This is a genomic window from Aeromonas sp. Y318-3, assembly GCF_027706185.1.
Taxonomy (GTDB): Bacteria; Pseudomonadota; Gammaproteobacteria; order Enterobacterales; family Aeromonadaceae; genus Aeromonas; species Aeromonas veronii.
On the sequence record NZ_JAPDCN010000002.1, the window covers coordinates 179,628 to 194,648 of the forward strand.

13 protein-coding genes are annotated in these 15,021 nt (G+C 57.3%); 5 read left to right on the forward strand and 8 right to left on the reverse strand.

Annotation, left to right across the window (positions count from 1 at the left end; all coding sequences use genetic code 11):
• Positions 1–135: 135 nt before the first annotated feature.
• Complete coding sequence (locus OKB77_RS03340) at positions 136–1,752, forward strand: phosphoethanolamine transferase (RefSeq protein WP_270816927.1); 1,617 nt, start codon at positions 136–138, stop codon at positions 1,750–1,752.
• 71 nt (positions 1,753–1,823) lie between these two features.
• Here OKB77_RS03340 and nagC read toward each other — a convergent pair whose 3' ends face one another.
• The 3 genes from nagC to nagB are packed head-to-tail and all read right to left on the reverse strand — an operon-like array spanning position 1,824 to position 4,998.
• Entirely contained in the window at positions 1,824–3,038 is a 1,215-nt protein-coding gene (nagC, locus tag OKB77_RS03345; RefSeq protein WP_005334312.1) for a DNA-binding transcriptional regulator NagC, read from the reverse strand.
• A gap of 4 nt (positions 3,039–3,042) precedes the next feature.
• Positions 3,043–4,188: an N-acetylglucosamine-6-phosphate deacetylase gene (gene nagA / locus OKB77_RS03350; protein ID WP_201951626.1), complete on the reverse strand. Its 1,146-nt coding sequence runs from the start codon at positions 4,186–4,188 to the stop codon at positions 3,043–3,045.
• A 9-nt stretch (positions 4,189–4,197) separates the two neighbouring features.
• On the reverse strand, positions 4,198–4,998 hold the full coding sequence (gene nagB, locus OKB77_RS03355) for a glucosamine-6-phosphate deaminase (RefSeq protein ID WP_005334308.1): 801 nt from the start codon (positions 4,996–4,998) through the stop codon (positions 4,198–4,200).
• Between the two features lie 273 nt (positions 4,999–5,271).
• On the opposite strand from nagB, the gene nagE reads away from it, so the two are divergent.
• From nagE to glnS, 3 genes are all read left to right on the forward strand, one after another.
• Positions 5,272–6,750, forward strand: a complete 1,479-nt coding sequence (nagE, locus tag OKB77_RS03360; protein WP_021231106.1) for an N-acetylglucosamine-specific PTS transporter subunit IIBC — start codon at positions 5,272–5,274, stop codon at positions 6,748–6,750.
• 120 nt (positions 6,751–6,870) lie between these two features.
• A complete protein-coding gene (locus OKB77_RS03365; protein WP_201951624.1) occupies positions 6,871–9,534 on the forward strand; it encodes a beta-N-acetylhexosaminidase in 2,664 nt (887 codons plus the stop codon).
• 355 nt (positions 9,535–9,889) lie between these two features.
• Positions 9,890–11,551 carry a glutamine--tRNA ligase gene (gene glnS, locus OKB77_RS03370; RefSeq protein WP_201951620.1) on the forward strand — a complete coding sequence of 554 codons (1,662 nt, stop codon included), beginning with the start codon at positions 9,890–9,892 and terminating at the stop codon, positions 11,549–11,551.
• A 116-nt stretch (positions 11,552–11,667) separates the two neighbouring features.
• On the opposite strand, the gene fur is transcribed toward glnS, so the two are convergent.
• Positions 11,668–12,096: a ferric iron uptake transcriptional regulator gene (fur, locus tag OKB77_RS03375; protein ID WP_005334301.1), complete on the reverse strand. Its 429-nt coding sequence runs from the start codon at positions 12,094–12,096 to the stop codon at positions 11,668–11,670.
• A gap of 241 nt (positions 12,097–12,337) precedes the next feature.
• Between fur and OKB77_RS03380 the strand changes: the two genes are divergently transcribed.
• Entirely contained in the window at positions 12,338–12,811 is a 474-nt protein-coding gene (locus tag OKB77_RS03380) for a DUF4442 domain-containing protein (protein ID WP_162516375.1), read from the forward strand.
• A 90-nt stretch (positions 12,812–12,901) separates the two neighbouring features.
• Here the strand turns inward: OKB77_RS03380 and fldA are convergent, their stop codons facing one another.
• Genes fldA through OKB77_RS03400 form a run of 4 tightly spaced genes read right to left on the reverse strand, consistent with a single transcriptional unit; the run spans position 12,902 to position 14,842 of the window.
• Positions 12,902–13,426, reverse strand: a complete 525-nt coding sequence (gene fldA / locus OKB77_RS03385) for a flavodoxin FldA (RefSeq protein WP_201951617.1) — start codon at positions 13,424–13,426, stop codon at positions 12,902–12,904.
• 39 nt (positions 13,427–13,465) lie between these two features.
• Positions 13,466–13,762, reverse strand: coding sequence for a LexA regulated protein (gene ybfE, locus OKB77_RS03390; protein WP_005334297.1), 297 nt, complete (start codon positions 13,760–13,762; stop codon positions 13,466–13,468).
• A 20-nt stretch (positions 13,763–13,782) separates the two neighbouring features.
• Positions 13,783–14,004 (reverse strand): DUF2788 domain-containing protein, encoded by a 222-nt coding sequence (locus OKB77_RS03395; protein ID WP_005334296.1) that lies wholly within the window; start codon positions 14,002–14,004, stop codon positions 13,783–13,785.
• Positions 14,005–14,059: 55 nt separating this feature from the next.
• A complete protein-coding gene (locus OKB77_RS03400; protein ID WP_234922453.1) occupies positions 14,060–14,842 on the reverse strand; it encodes an alpha/beta fold hydrolase in 783 nt (260 codons plus the stop codon).
• Between the last annotated feature and the right edge of the window lie 179 nt (positions 14,843–15,021).

Genomic DNA, 15,021 nt, shown 5'->3' on the forward strand with positions numbered 1-15,021 from the left:
GTGCTGTGATGGGGCGCACGAGCGCCGTGCTTCTCCTCTTAATTCGCGCTTAAGTTTTACTTCCTACGCTGGCCCCGTCGTTTTTGTTGGCTTGGCCGGCCCGCTGCGCTGCAGGCCGGTATGTAGGAGTTGTTTATGCGTGTAACTCTCGGTGTACTGCAGACCAATCTGTTGCTGGTGCTCTTTTTCGCCCTGGTACTGAACTGGCCAATCTTTTTGCATTTCTATACGGTGCTCAGCGCCCTGACCCATGTCAAAGCCGGATTTGCCATCTCGATCCCGCTGGTGCTGATCGCGGCGCTCAATGCCGTGTTTATTCCCTTCACGTTCCGGTTTGTGCTCAAGCTCTTTTTTACCGTGCTTATTCTGACTGGCTCCATCGTCAGCTACGCCATGCTCAAATACGGCGTCATCTTCGATGCCGGTATGATCCAGAACATAGTGGAGACCAACAGTGGTGAGGCGGGGGCCTATTTGAATGGCTCCGTTGCACTCTGGTTTCTGCTGACCGGGCTGCTGCCTGTTCTGGTGCTCTGGTCACTGCGGATCCGCTATCCGGCTCGCTGGTATCAGGGGTTGGCGTGGCGGGCAGGTGCACTGGCTATCTCTCTGCTGTTTATCGGGGGCGTCGCGTCACTTTACTATCAGGATTACGCCTCGGTCGGGCGCAACAACAAGTCGCTGGCTAAAGAGATTGTGCCCGCCAACTATGTGCACGGCCTCTACAAATATGGGCGGGATGTGCTGTTTGCCACACCGATCCCCTACCAGCAGTTGGGGACCGATGCCAGGGTGGTGGCACGGGGAAGCAAGCCGACTTTGATGTTCCTGGTGGTGGGGGAGACGGCGCGCAGCCAGAACTACTCCCTTAACGGGTATGGCAAGGCAACCAACAGCTTTACGGCAAAAGAGCAGGGAGTGGTGTCGTTCAGGGATGTGCGCTCCTGCGGTACAGCCACTGCGGTTTCGGTGCCCTGCATGTTCTCCAACCTCACGCGCCGTGGCTACGATGACCAGCTCGCCAGCTCTCGTGACGGCCTGCTCGATGTGCTGCAACATGCCGGGGTCTCGGTGTTGTGGAAAGAGAACGATGGCGGCTGCAAAGGGGTGTGCCGCAATGTGCCGACCATCGAGATCCTTCCCAAGTCCTATCCTGCGCTCTGTCAGGGGGAGTCTTGCTATGACGAGGTGCTGCTGGAGGGGCTGGATCAACAGATTGCAGGCATGAAGGGCAACAAGCTGGTGGCCTTTCATCTGATGGGCAGTCATGGCCCGACCTATTTCCGTCGTTACCCTGCCAGCGAGCGCGCCTTTATGCCGGACTGCCCGCGTAGTGACATTGAAAACTGCAGCAACGAAGAGCTGGTCAACACCTATGACAACACCATCCGTTACACCGACAAGGTGGTGGGGCTGCTGATAGACAAGCTCAAGTCGCTGGAGAGCCAGTACGATGTGGGACTGGTCTATCTCTCCGATCACGGTGAATCCCTCGGGGCCATGGGACTATATCTGCATGGCACGCCTTACAAGTTTGCGCCGGATGATCAGACCCGGGTGCCGCTGCTGACCTGGTTCTCGCCTCAGTTACAGGCCGATCGCCAGCTGGATATGGGTTGCCTGGCGGCGGAGGCAAGCAGCCAGCGCTTCTCCCACGATAACCTGTTCCACTCCATGCTGGGGATCATGGATGTGCAGACGAGTGTTTACGACAACAAGCTGGATCTGTTCAAGCCATGTCGGGCGGGCTAAACCGCCAGCAAGCACACAATAGAAAACGGCAGCCAGTGGCTGCCGTTTTGTTATCTCGCAAGATCAGTGTCTTACTTCTGCTCCATGATGATCTGCAGCAGATCCCCCTCCAGCAGGGCGCGCTTGACCAGCGCAAAGCCGCCATAGGTCGGCTGGTTTTGGAAGCGGGCTTTCACGATGGGCAGGCCACGGTGGAAGCTCGGCAGGGATTGATGCTCGACGCAGCGACGGATAGCCGGGAAGAGGATCTCTTCGGCGGCGGTGATTTCGCCGGCGATCAGCACCTTCTGCGGGTTGAACAGGTTGACCGTGATGGCCACGGCTCGTCCCAGATGCTCACCCACGTTCTCGATCACGCTGCGGGCCAGTTCATCGCCTGCCAGCGCCGCCTTGCACACCTCCTGAATGGTGATGTGCTTCTCCTGCAGCGCGCTCTGGTGGCCGCGGCTGATGAGCTCCTTCACCTTGTCGATGATCGCTTCGTTGGAGGCGATGGTCTCGAGGCAGCCGAAGTTGCCACAGTGGCAGCGCTTGCCGAGCGGCTCGACCTGAATATGGCCGATCTCGCCGACGTTGCGGTTCTGACCGAGGAACACCTGACCCTTGGTGATGATCCCGGAGCCCGTCCCTTGGTGAACACTCACCAGAATGGAGTCCATGCAGTCGCGGGACTCGCCGAAGAAGTGTTCGGCCAGCGCCAGCGAGCGGGTGTCGTTGCCCACGTAGCAGGGGAGGTTGAAGTGGTTCTCAAGCAGCTTCGCCAGCCCCAGATTGCGGATCTGATACTTGGGGGTGTAGATGACCATGCCGGATTCCGGGTTGACCAGACCCGGCATGGTCAGCGCGATGCTGATGAGGTTGCGACAACGTTCGCGGTTGGCATCGATAAAGGCGCCAATCTCTCGCAGCAGCATGTCGACCACGGGTTGCTGGTCGATCTCGGTCACCTGAATGACGTGCTGGTCGAGCTCCTTGCCATCGAGGTCATAGAGACTCAGTTGTAGGTAGCCGCGGCCCAGCTTGGCAGAGACAAACTGAAAGCGATGTTTGATGGTGGTCAGGGAGATGGCACGTCGCCCGCCGGTTGAGGCTTGCGGAGAGGTCTCCTTGATCAGACCATGCTCGATCAGTTGCCGGGTTATTTTGGTCACGCTGGCCGGGGCCAGCTGACTCAACTCGGCAATCTTGACCCGGGAGATGGGGCCTTGCAGGTCGATGAGCCGATACACGGCTGCACTGTTGACCTGCTTGATAAGATCTACGTTTGCTATTTGTCCGCCAGTCATGATGTCACTGTTGTGTGTAGTGTCCGTTAACCACGGTCCCACGGACCGTGAAGTCCTGATCGAAGACAGTGAGGTTGGCTACTTTACCGACCTGGATACTACCGAGACGTGAGTCCCATCCAATGGCGCGAGCGGGGTAGAGGCTGGCCATTCTCAGTGCTTCATCGAGCGGTAATCCGACCTGCTTGACCAGATTTTCCACCCCCTCAATCATGGTGAGGGAGGAACCGCCGAGTGTACCATTCTCGTCGACACACTGACCATCGCGTAAAAAGACGGTGGTGCCACAAAAATCAAATTTCTCAAAGCCTTCCGGCGCTCCGGCTGCTGCGGTGGCATCGGTGACCAGCACCAGTCGCTCCCCCAGCGCCTTGTGAGCCAGACGCACGTTGGCCCAGTGCACATGGTGGCCATCGACGATGATGCCCGCATAGACATCTCTGCGATCGTAGATGGCGCCCACTACGCCCGGCTCGCGACCGTTGAGGGTCGGGGTCATGGCGTTGTAAAGGTGGGTCGCAAAGCGAATACCGTTATCGAACCCGGCCATGGCCTGATCGTAACTGGCGGCAGTGTGACCGGCCGAGACCAGAATGCCCGCTTCCACCAGACGGCGGATATGGGCCGGCTCGTTGCGCTCCGGAGCCAGGGTGATTTTGGTGATGGCATCAGCGTTGGCGCAGAAGAAGTCGATCATCTCGTCCGCTGGCTGACGAATTTGCGCGGCAGGGTGGATCCCCTTGCGCTTGAGGTTGGTGTAAGGCCCTTCCAGATGGACGCCCAGCACCTCGTTGGGGTGTGCCGCCATGTAGTCACGGGTCACAGCAACGGCCTGCTTCATGTCCGCATCTGGACTGGTGATCAGGGTCGGCAGGAAGCTGGTGGTACCGGATTTGAGATTGGCCGCCTGCATGGTTGCCAGGGTCTCGACCGTGATCTCGGTGTTGAACATCACCCCGCCACAGCCGTTGAGCTGCACATCGATAAAACCGGCGGTCAGGTTGGCGCCTTTGAGGTCAATCTGCTCGATGCCCGCAGGCAGTTCGGCCAGGTGAGAGATGGCGACAATCTTGTCGCCCTCGATAAGCACCCCGTAGCCTGTCAGCACGCAGCTGCCGGTGTAGAGGGTGCAGTTGGTCAATGCGTACATGACGACTCCTTACAGACGGCCGATGTTGGCGGCTTCCAGTTGCTGGAAGTAGCGAACGGTCTTGACCTTGAGCTCCATAGTGGAGGGCTCGTCGCACACCATCATTCCCTTAGGATGCAGTTGCAGGGTGGAGATGGTCCACATGTGGTTGACGCTGCCTTCCACGGCGGCCTGCAGGGCCAGTGCCTTGCCGTGACCGGTGACCAGGATCATGATCTCTTCCGCATCCATCAGGGTGCCGACACCCACGGTCAGGGCCAGCTTGGGCACCTGCTCCATGTCGCCACCGAAGAAGCGGGAGTTGGCGATGCGGGTGTCTTCGGTCAGGGTCTTGACCCGGGTGCGGGAGGAGAGGGAAGAAGCCGGCTCGTTGAACGCGATGTGGCCGTCGTTACCCACGCCACCCATGAACAGGTGGATCTTGCCGTAGGACTTGATCTTGTCTTCATAGCGCTTGCACTCGGCCACCAGATCCTCGGCATTGCCGTTGAGGATGTTGATGTTCTCGGGACGAATGTCGATGTGGCTGAAGAAGTTGTTGTGCATGAAGCTGTGGTAGCTCTCAGGGTGATCTTCCGGCAGGCCGACGTACTCGTCCATATTGAAGGTGACCACGTTCTGGAAGCTCACTTCACCGGCTTTGTGCAACTCGATCAGGCGCTTGTAGGTGTTGAGCGGGGTGCCACCGGTGGGCAGGCCCAGTACGAAAGGGCGATCGCTGGTCGGCTTGAACGCGTTGATGCGGTCAACGATGTAACGAGCAGACCACAGGCCTACTTGGCTGGCAGATTTCAACGGGATCAGGCGCATATGGGATACCTCTGTGTCGGGTTGCGACCGGTTTGGCGGTGGCAATTAGCTAAGACGGATTTAAGTTGTTTTATAGCGTAAATAAAGATTGCGAACTAAGCCACATCTATCCACCACCTTTATCTTGTTTGGGTGATAACGATCACGATTATCGGTTTATTAATTTGCGCAGCGAAATAAAAGCCCTAGACTGCCAATCAAGCCTTGATGGCTTATGCGTCAAACGTGATAAGCACTTAATTTCTAGAAAAACATTAACTAAGGAGAGGAACCGTGAACATTCTCGGTTATTTGCAAAAGATCGGCCGTGCCCTGATGGTGCCGGTAGCGGTATTGCCTGCCGCAGCGATCCTGATGGGGGTTGGCTACTGGATTGACCCGAATGGTTGGGGTGGTGACAGTGCGCTGGCTGCCTTCCTGATTAAAGCGGGCGCAGCCATTATCGATAACATGTCCGTACTGTTCGCAGTCGGTGTCGCTTACGGTATGTCCAAGGATAAAGACGGTTCTGCAGCTCTGGCAGGTCTGGTCGGCTTCTTGGTCGTTACCACCCTGCTGAGCCCGGGCGCTGTGGCCCAGATCAAGAGCATCCCGGTGGAGCAGGTTCCTGCCGCGTTTGCCAAGATCAGCAACCAGTTCGTGGGTATCCTGTGTGGTGTTATCGCCGCTGAGCTGTACAACCGCTTCAGCAGCGTCGAGCTACACAAGGCACTCTCCTTCTTCTCCGGTCGTCGTCTGGTACCGATCGTAACCTCCGTGGTGATGATCGTCGTATCCTTCATCCTGATGGCCGTATGGCCGGCAATCTACGGTGGTCTGGTCTCCTTCGGTGAGTCCATCGTGAGCCTGGGCTCTACCGGTGCCGGTATCTACGCCTTCTTCAACCGTCTGCTGATCCCGATCGGTCTGCACCACGCCCTGAACTCCGTGTTCTGGTTCAACGTGGCCGGTATCAACGACATCCCGAACTTCCTGGGTGGTCAGGCTACCATCGATGCCGCTCTGGCCGCTGGCAAGAGCCTGGAGCAGGTGAAAGGCGTGGTCGGTATGTACCAGGCTGGCTTCTTCCCCATCATGATGTTCGGTCTGCCGGGTGCCGCTCTGGCCATCTACCACTCCGCCAAGAAAGAGAACAAAGAGAAAGTTGCTTCCATCATGATCGCAGCTGCCTTTGCCTCCTTCTTCACCGGTGTAACCGAGCCGCTCGAGTTCTCCTTCATGTTCGTGGCGCCGGTACTGTATGTCATCCACGCCGTACTGACCGGTATCTCCGTGTTCATCGCTGCCTCCATGCAGTGGATGGCCGGTTTCGGTTTCAGTGCCGGTCTGGTGGATATGGTGCTCTCCAGCCGTAACCCGCTGGCGACCAACTGGTACATGCTGATCCCTCAGGGTCTGGTCTTCTTCGGCCTCTACTACACCGTGTTCCGCGTAGTGATTGCCAAGCTGAACCTGAAAACCCCGGGTCGTGAAGATGACGAAGATACTGCTCCGGCTGCCGCTCAATCTACCAACCGTACCGAGCTGGCCAAGCAATACCTGGAAGTGCTGGGTGGTCAAGAGAACCTGGTCTCCATCGATGCCTGCATCACCCGTCTGCGTCTGACTCTGAAAGACCGCAGCATCGTCGATGAGCGCAAGCTGAAAGCCCTGGGTGCGGCCGGTGTGGTCAAACTCGGTGAGCAGAACCTGCAGGTGATTCTGGGCCCATTGGCCGAAATCATCGCCGGTGAGATGAAAGCCCTGCGTTAATCGAGCGACTCGCTCACCTCAAGTCTAAGTCCATTGTTGACATAACTAAGGGCCCCGCTCAGGGGCCCTATATAAAAAGCCAAGAAAATCCAACCTTTACTTCAAATGAGAGCAGCAGTTATGAACTTGAAACATTCTCTGTTAGCCATTGCCATGTCTACCGTTTTTGTCAGCCAGGTCCAGGCAGCCGATGCCGCCAAGCAGGCTGTGGTCGACTCCCTCGCCAACAACCTGGTGGTCAAGTATGAAGTGGTCACCAACGACGGTGCCGGTGCCGGCCTCGATTGCCAGGCGCTCGGTTCCGAGTGGGCGAGCTGTGGCGTTGCCAAGCTGCACCTGACCAATACCGGTGCGGACGTGACCTCCAAAGACTGGAGCATCTACGTCTCCTCCATCCGTCGTATCCAGCGTGTGGATAACGATCAGTTCACCATCACTCACCTGACCGGCGATCTCTATCGTTTGACGCCAACCGAGAAGTTCCAGGGCTTTGCCAAGGATGCCACGGTCGAAGTGCCGCTGGTGGTGGAATACTGGGTACTGTTCGAATCTGACATCATGCCGAACTGGTATGTCGCCAGCGAAGGTGCCGAGCCGAAAGTACTGGCCAGCATGAGCAACATCAATGATGCCAGCACCTACGAGAAGCCGATGCCGGCCGATGGCTGGAAGCGCACCAAGGATGACAAGAACATCCTGATGAACAGCGAAACCCGTTTCGCGGCCAACCAGACCAGCACCCTGCTGCCGGCTGGCAAGATTGACAACCAGATCCTGCCGACCCCGATGAAGCAGGTAGTCAAAGCTGGTCCGCAAATCGACTTCTCCACCATCAAGCTCAATGCCCTGGATCTGCCGAGCGATCGCGCCGAGGCCCTGAAGGCTCAACTGACCAAGCTGGGTGTTACCCTCTCCGACACCGGCTACCCGGTGACCATCAAGCTCGGCAGTAAGCTCAAGCAGGCTGAAGGCTATGACATGATCATCGGTCAGAAGGGCACAGTGATCCAGGGTCGCGACATCGACGGGGCATTCTGGGGTGCACAATCCCTGATCTCCCTGCTGGGTGTTGATGACAAGCTGGTGAGCCCGATGACCGTCGAGGATGCGCCGCGCTTTGAATACCGTGGCATGCAGACCGACGTGGCCCGTCACTTCCGCAGTCTGGATACCATGAAGAAGCTGGTTGACCAGATGTCTGCCATGAAGCTCAACGTGCTGCACCTTGGCCTGACCAACGATGAAGGCTGGCGTCTGGAGATCCCGGGTCTGCCGGAGCTGACTCAGGTCGGTAGCCAGCGTTGCCACGACGAGTCCGAAACCAAGTGCCTGATGCCGCAACTGGGTTCCGGCCCGACCAGCGACAACCAGGGTTCCGGTTTCTACAGCAAGTCTGACTACGTGGATCTGGTGCGTTATGCCAAGGCCCGCGGTGTGACCGTGATCCCCGAGATCAACATGCCGGCCCACGCCCGTGCTGCCGTGGTCTCCATGGAAGCGCGCTATAAGCGTCTGATGGCGGAAGGCAAAGAAGCGGAGGCCAACCAGTTCCGTCTGACTGACCCGGCTGACACCTCCAACGTCACCTCGGTCCAGTTCTACGACAAGATGTCCTTCATCAACCCTTGCCAGCCGGGTGCTGCCACCTTCGTGGCCAAGGTAATGGATGAAGTTGCCCAGATGCACCAGGCCGCCGGTCAGCCGCTGACCGCATGGCACTACGGTGGTGATGAGGCGAAGAACATCATGCAGGGCGGTGGCTATCAGGATCCGGCCGTCACCAAGAAAGAAGAGCTGGTCGCCTGGAAAGGCAACGTCGACTCCAGCAAGCAGGACAAGCCGTTTGGCAAGTCCCCGATGTGCCAGAAGATGATCGACGAAGGCAAGATCAAGGAAGTGGGCGAGCTGCCGGTTTACTTCGCCAAGGAAGTGGGCCAGATGGTCAAAGACCGCGGTTTCTCTACCCTGCAGGCGTGGGAAGACGGTCTGAAGTATGCCAGCGGTGCCAAGGACTTCGCCACCGACAACACCCGTGTCAACTTCTGGGAAACCCTCTACTGGGGTGGCTTCAACGAAGCGATGAAGTGGGCCCACAAGGGTTACCAAGTGGTGCTGTCCAACCCGGATTACCTCTACTTCGACTTCCCGAACGAAGTACACCCGGCTGAGCGTGGCTACTACTGGGCAACTCGTTTCAACGACACTCGCAAGGTGTTTGCCTTCGCCCCGGAAAACCTGCCGCAGAACGCCGAGACCTCGGTTGACCGCGATGGCAACGCCTTCGTGGCCAAAGGTGACCAGGATCCGGTCAAGTTCAAGGGGATCTCCGGTCAGCAGTGGAGTGAAACCGTGCGTACCGATGCTCAGTATGAGTACATGGTCTACCCGCGTATCTTCTCCGTGGCCGAGCGTGCCTGGCACAAAGGTGGCTTCGAGCTGAACTATGTGAAGGGTCGCGAGTTCTCCGGCGAGACCAAGTTCGTCAACAAGGCCACCCTCAACAAAGAGTGGAACCAGTTTGCCAACGTACTGGGTCAGCGCGTGCTGCCGAAACTGGATCAGGCCGGTGTTGAATACCGCCTCTCCGTACCGGGTGCCAAGGTAGTGAACGGTGTGCTGGAAGCGAACGTGGATCTGCCGGGTCTGCCCATCCAGTACAGCCTGGACGGTACCAACTGGAGTGCCTATGACGCCGCGGCCAAGCCGAGCGTGAATGGCAAGGTCTACCTGCGTACCATCAGCTTCGATGGCAAGCGCACCAGCCGCGTCACCGAACTGAACTGATAGCAGTCAACCGTTAACATGAGGTGGGTCGCAAGACCCGCCTTTCCCAAGGGCGATGGCGCATCGGGTTTGGGAAAGGTTGACTGTGCGTGTGAGCCTTTGTTGTGTGTAATTGTCTGTTTTGTGTTTTTCATCACTTTCAGCCCCGCCTAGTGCGGGGCTTTTTTATGTATTTGGGGGGCAATGTGCCAAGCCACGCCGTTTTTAGCGGTGCAATGGCCGGGAAATGGCCCGGAAGTGCCAAATTCAGGTTGAGACAGCGCCCGTAATAAGGGATCATACCCGGCTTGACGGCGGGGGGATGAGGGTGCCAGCCGGCACAACTTCCGCCAGTGACGCTTTTTTGAGGTGAGCCATGAGTCAGGCGAACAGCCCAACTAACTTTATTCGTCAGATCATTGATGAAGATCTGGCCAGCGGTAAGCACAGCAGCGTGCATACCCGTTTTCCGCCCGAGCCGAACGGTTATCTCCATATCGGCCACGCCAAATCCATCTGCCTGAACTTCGGCATCGCCCGCGACTATCAGGGCCAGTGCAACCTGCGTTTCGATGACACCAACCCGGTGAAGGAAGATATCGAGTACGTAGAGTCCATCAAGCAGGACGTACAGTGGCTCGGCTTCCAGTGGAACGGCGAGATCTGCTACTCCTCCGACTATTTCGACAAGCTGCACGGCTACGCCATCGAGCTGATTGAAAAGGGTCTGGCCTATGTGGACGAGCTGACGCCTGAGCAGATGCGTGAGTACCGTGGCACCCTGACTGAAGCTGGCAAGAACAGCCCGTTCCGCGATCGCAGCGTGGAAGAAAACTTGGCGCTGTTTGCCAAGATGAAGAACGGCGAGTTCGCCGAAGGCACCGCCTGCCTGCGCGCCAAGATCGACATGGCATCTCCCTTCATGGTGATGCGTGATCCGGTTATCTACCGTATCAAGTTTGCCCACCACCACCAGACCGGTGACAAGTGGTGCATCTACCCGATGTATGACTTCACTCACTGCATCTCGGACGCGCTGGAAGGGATCACCCACTCCATCTGCACCCTGGAGTTCCAGGACAACCGTCGTCTGTACGACTGGGTGCTGGACAACATCACCATCGACTGCCACCCCCGTCAGTACGAGTTCTCTCGTCTGAACCTCGAATACACCGTCATGTCCAAGCGCAAGCTGAACCTGCTGGTGACCGAGAAGCACGTTGATGGTTGGGACGACCCGCGCATGCTGACCGTCTCCGGTCTGCGTCGTCGTGGTTACACCCCGGCTTCCATCCGCGAGTTCTGCAAGCGCATCGGCGTCACCAAGCAGGACAACATCGTCGAGATGAGCATGCTGGAAGCCTGCATCCGCGAAGACCTCAACGAGCATGCTCCGCGCGCCATGGCCGTGCTGCATCCGGTGAAAGTGGTTATCGAGAACCTGGCTGCCGACGAAGTGCTGACGGCCCCGGCCCACCCGAGCAATACCGAGATGGGTACCCGCGAGCTGAACTTCACCCGCGAGATCTTCATTGATGAAGCGGACTTCAAAGAAGAGGCGAACAAGCAGTTCAAGCGTCTGGTGCTGGGCAAGGAAGTGCGTCTGCGCAATGCCTATGTGATCAAGGCCGAGCGTATCGAGAAAGATGCCGATGGCAAAGTCACCTGCATCTACTGCTCCTACGACCCCGAGACCCTGGGCAAGGATCCGGCCGATGGCCGCAAGGTGAAAGGGGTGATCCACTGGGTCAGCGCCACTCACTCCCTGCCAGCCGAAGTGCGTCTCTACGACCGGCTGTTCAAGGTGCCGAACCCGGGTGCCGAGGATGACTTCGAAGCCGCGCTGAACCCGGAATCCCTGGTGATCATCGAGGGGGCCCGTGTCGAGGCTTCCCTGAAGAACGCCAAGCCGGAGCAGGCTTACCAGTTCGAGCGTGAAGGTTACTTCTGCGCCGACAACAAGCTCTCCAGCCCGGAGCATCTGGTGTTCAACCGCACCGTTGCCCTGCGCGACTCCTGGGGCAAGGTAGAAGGCTAAGCCGATGGGGCAGGGGAGACCCTGCCCTGTGTGCTGCCAGCGGCCTGCGCCGGACAATAAAAAAGCCAGCTGATGCTGGCTTTTTTATTGTCCGTTATCTGCAAGTCGCGGGCGACTTATTCGTCGTGCTTGCACTCACCGGTAGCACAGTGACCGTAGAGGTAGAGGCTGTGATTGGTGAGACGGATATTGAATTTCTTGGCGATCTCGCGCTGACGTTGTTCGATCACCTCGTCGGAGAACTCGATCACCTTGCCGCAGTCGAGGCAAACCAGGTGGTCGTGGTGCTCCTGAGTGGCCAGCTCGAATACCGACTTGCCACCTTCGAAGTGGTGACGGGTAACGATACCGGCATCATCAAACTGGTTGAGAACGCGATAGACGGTAGCGAGACCAATCTCTTCACCCAGGTCGATTAGTCGTTTATAGAGATCTTCGGCGCTGGTGTGCTGGCAATCCGGCTGTTGCAGGATTTCCAGGATTTTGACCCGGGGCAAGGTGATCTTGAGCCCGGCCTTTTTTAACGCTTGGTTGTTGTCTGCCATATTCTACTTATTCGCATTCTCGAAGGTGGGGTTATTCTGATGGACTGCCGCAGGAATGGCAACCTTGAACTCGCTTGGCCTGTCATTATAGGTCGTAGCCTCCCTAAAAATAAACCCAGCAATTCAAGGGGTTTAGCCATAAATGGCCGGTTGGATTGAAATAATCAATCGTGTCGTCCGACTTGCTGGCATGGCAGATGTTGATAAGATGTAACTTTCATATTCTGGTCGGATGAGATCCATGGATTGGCTTTTTGACAATGCGGCCTGGGTGCGCCGCGCACTCAACGCCTGGCCCCCTTTCTGGGGCGCCGGTATCAAGATAGAGACCCTGAGCGATGACTTTCGCTACTGCCGGGTTACCCTGAAATCCCGCTGGTGGAACAAGAACGCCAACCGCACCCAGTTTGGCGGCAGCATGTTTGCCATGACGGACCCCATCTATCCGCTGATGCTGATGGGCTACTTCAAGAATCGCTACTACGTCTGGGACAAGGCGGGCAGCATCAACTATATCAAGCCGGGCAAGGGCAAGCTGGTGGCCGAGTTCAACCTGAGCGAGGGCAAGCTGGCCGAAATCGTGGCGGCGACTGAAGGTGGCAACAAGCACTTCCCCGAATTCGAGGTCACGGTACAGGACAAGAGCGGCGAACTGGTTGCGCAGGTCAAGCGCACCCTCTATGTGCGAGCCAAACCGGAGCACAGAGGTGAATAACAGGGAAGAATAAAGGAAGGCATCGCAACAAGCAGATACAACAAGGGCCCCGTCGGGGCCCTTGTTGTCAGAGGTATGAGGGGAGGCGGATTACTCCAGCTCGCCCAGGCACATCTCTTCGTGCAGCTGCTTGCACCAGCTCTTGACGCGCTCGGCGGTCAGCTCCGGCTGGCGATCTTCATCGATACCCAGACCGACAAAGTGCTTGTCATCGACCAGTGCCTTTGAGGCTTCAAACTCGTAGCCTGCAGTCGGCCAGTGACCGATGATGATGGCGCCTTTGGCTTCGACGATGTCACGCAGGGTGCCCATAGCGTCGAGGAAGTACTCGGAATAGTCTTCCTGATCACCGCAACCGAAGATGGCGACCAGCTTGTTGGTGAAGTCGATTTCGCCCAGATCGGGGAAGAAGTCGTCCCAGTCGGCCTGGGCTTCGCCGTAGTACCAAGTCGGGATGCCGAACATCAGCAGATCAAAGCTCTCGATGTCGGCCTTGCTGCTCTTGGCGATGTCACGGACTTCAATCAGGTTTTTGCCCAGCTCTTTCTGGATCATCTTGGCGACAGCTTCGGTGTTACCGGTATCGCTGCCAAAAAACAGACCTACACTTGCCATAGTGTTTAGTTACCCGTATTTGGTGTTAATGCTCAACGCTCAGACTGCAATGTCCACCGCAAAGGCGGACTCAATCTGTTGTTTCAGGATAGATTGGATCAGCTCGGCTCGGCTGATGTTCTGTTGTAACGCAAGTTGGTTCAGGCGCTCCAGCAACTCGGCCTCCACCTTTAACTCTACCCGCTTCAGCCCATTTTCCCGATCGCGCTTAAGCTGGTTACGCTTGTTGATCTTGAGCTGGGTCTCGCGGGGGAGTGGATTGGTCTTTGGCCTGCCGGGGCGCTTCTCATTTGCGAACAGATCCAGTGTTGTTCGATCAGTTTGCTGTTTGGCCATACATCACAGATGAAAATAAGTTAGCCGAGTCCTGAGCCTTCCCAGCCCAGTTCGATCAGCCCCTTGGCGACAAAACCCGCACAACCCAGAAACAGTACCAACCAGACGATAAAACGACCGAAACGGGGCACGTTGCCGCGCTTGAGCACGTCCTGAATGGCCAGGCCAATCAATATGAAAATGGCCACAAAGAATAACTTGAGGCCCAAACTTTCGATCAGGTCGATATGTTCACTTAGCATGGATTGCGCACACTCCTTATGACGGGCGCACTATATCACAAAGGATTTGAAACTGTTAACCGCCTGTCGACAGGAAATCCACAACCAATTTGTTGAACAGAGCCGGTTTTTCCGCATGCAACCAGTGGCCGGTACCCGCGATGACACGCACCTTTGCCGCCGGGAATTGGGCCAGTGCCGTCTCGCTGTATTGGGGCTGCATATAGTCAGAATCCCCCCCTTTGATAAAGAGCACAGGCCCCTCGAAGCGATGCTCATCCTCTGGCCAGCCCATGATGTTGGCGTAGTTTTGCTCAAGGGCGGGCACATTGAAGCGCCAACCCCAGCCATGCTCGCCTCTGGCGAAGGATTTGAGCAGAAACTGGCGCACCCCGGCGAGCTCGATATGCTGCGCCAGCATGGCTTCCGCTTCACTGCGGTTTTGCGGCGGCGTGCGCAGTGTGGCGTTGAGTCCAGCAAAGACATTCTGGTGGCGGGAGTGGGGATAGGCGACCGGGGCCATGTCGGCCACCACCAGCTTGGTCACCCGCGCGGGCGCCAGCTTGGCGAGCTGCATCCCTACCTTGCCACCCATCGAGTGGCCAATCAGGGTGGCTTCGGCAATATTCAGCCGATCCATCAGGGTCAGGATGTCGCCAGCTTGCGCCGGATAGCTCATCTCACTGCTATGAAAGGAGGCGCCGTGGTTGCGCAGATCAACGCTGATGACCCGGTATTGTTCGCAGAGGGTTCGGGCCAGCAGGCCGAGGTTGTCGAGGCTGCCAAACAGGCCGTGGATCAGAATGACCGCCGGGCCCTGACCCTGCTCCTTGAAGTTCAATATGCTGTTTTGTTGCAAAATGACACCTTGTCGGTCGTGGGTGCGTATCGCTGTTTTATTTAACGCACTGGAAAGAAAAGGATTTCGTCCAATGGATTGGGATTTTATGTGGTTTTTTTTCTAAAAAATCCCGTCCGGATCGGCTATCAGTGCGGCTGATCACACACTTGGCCCGCTATTATGCCGTATTCTCGATG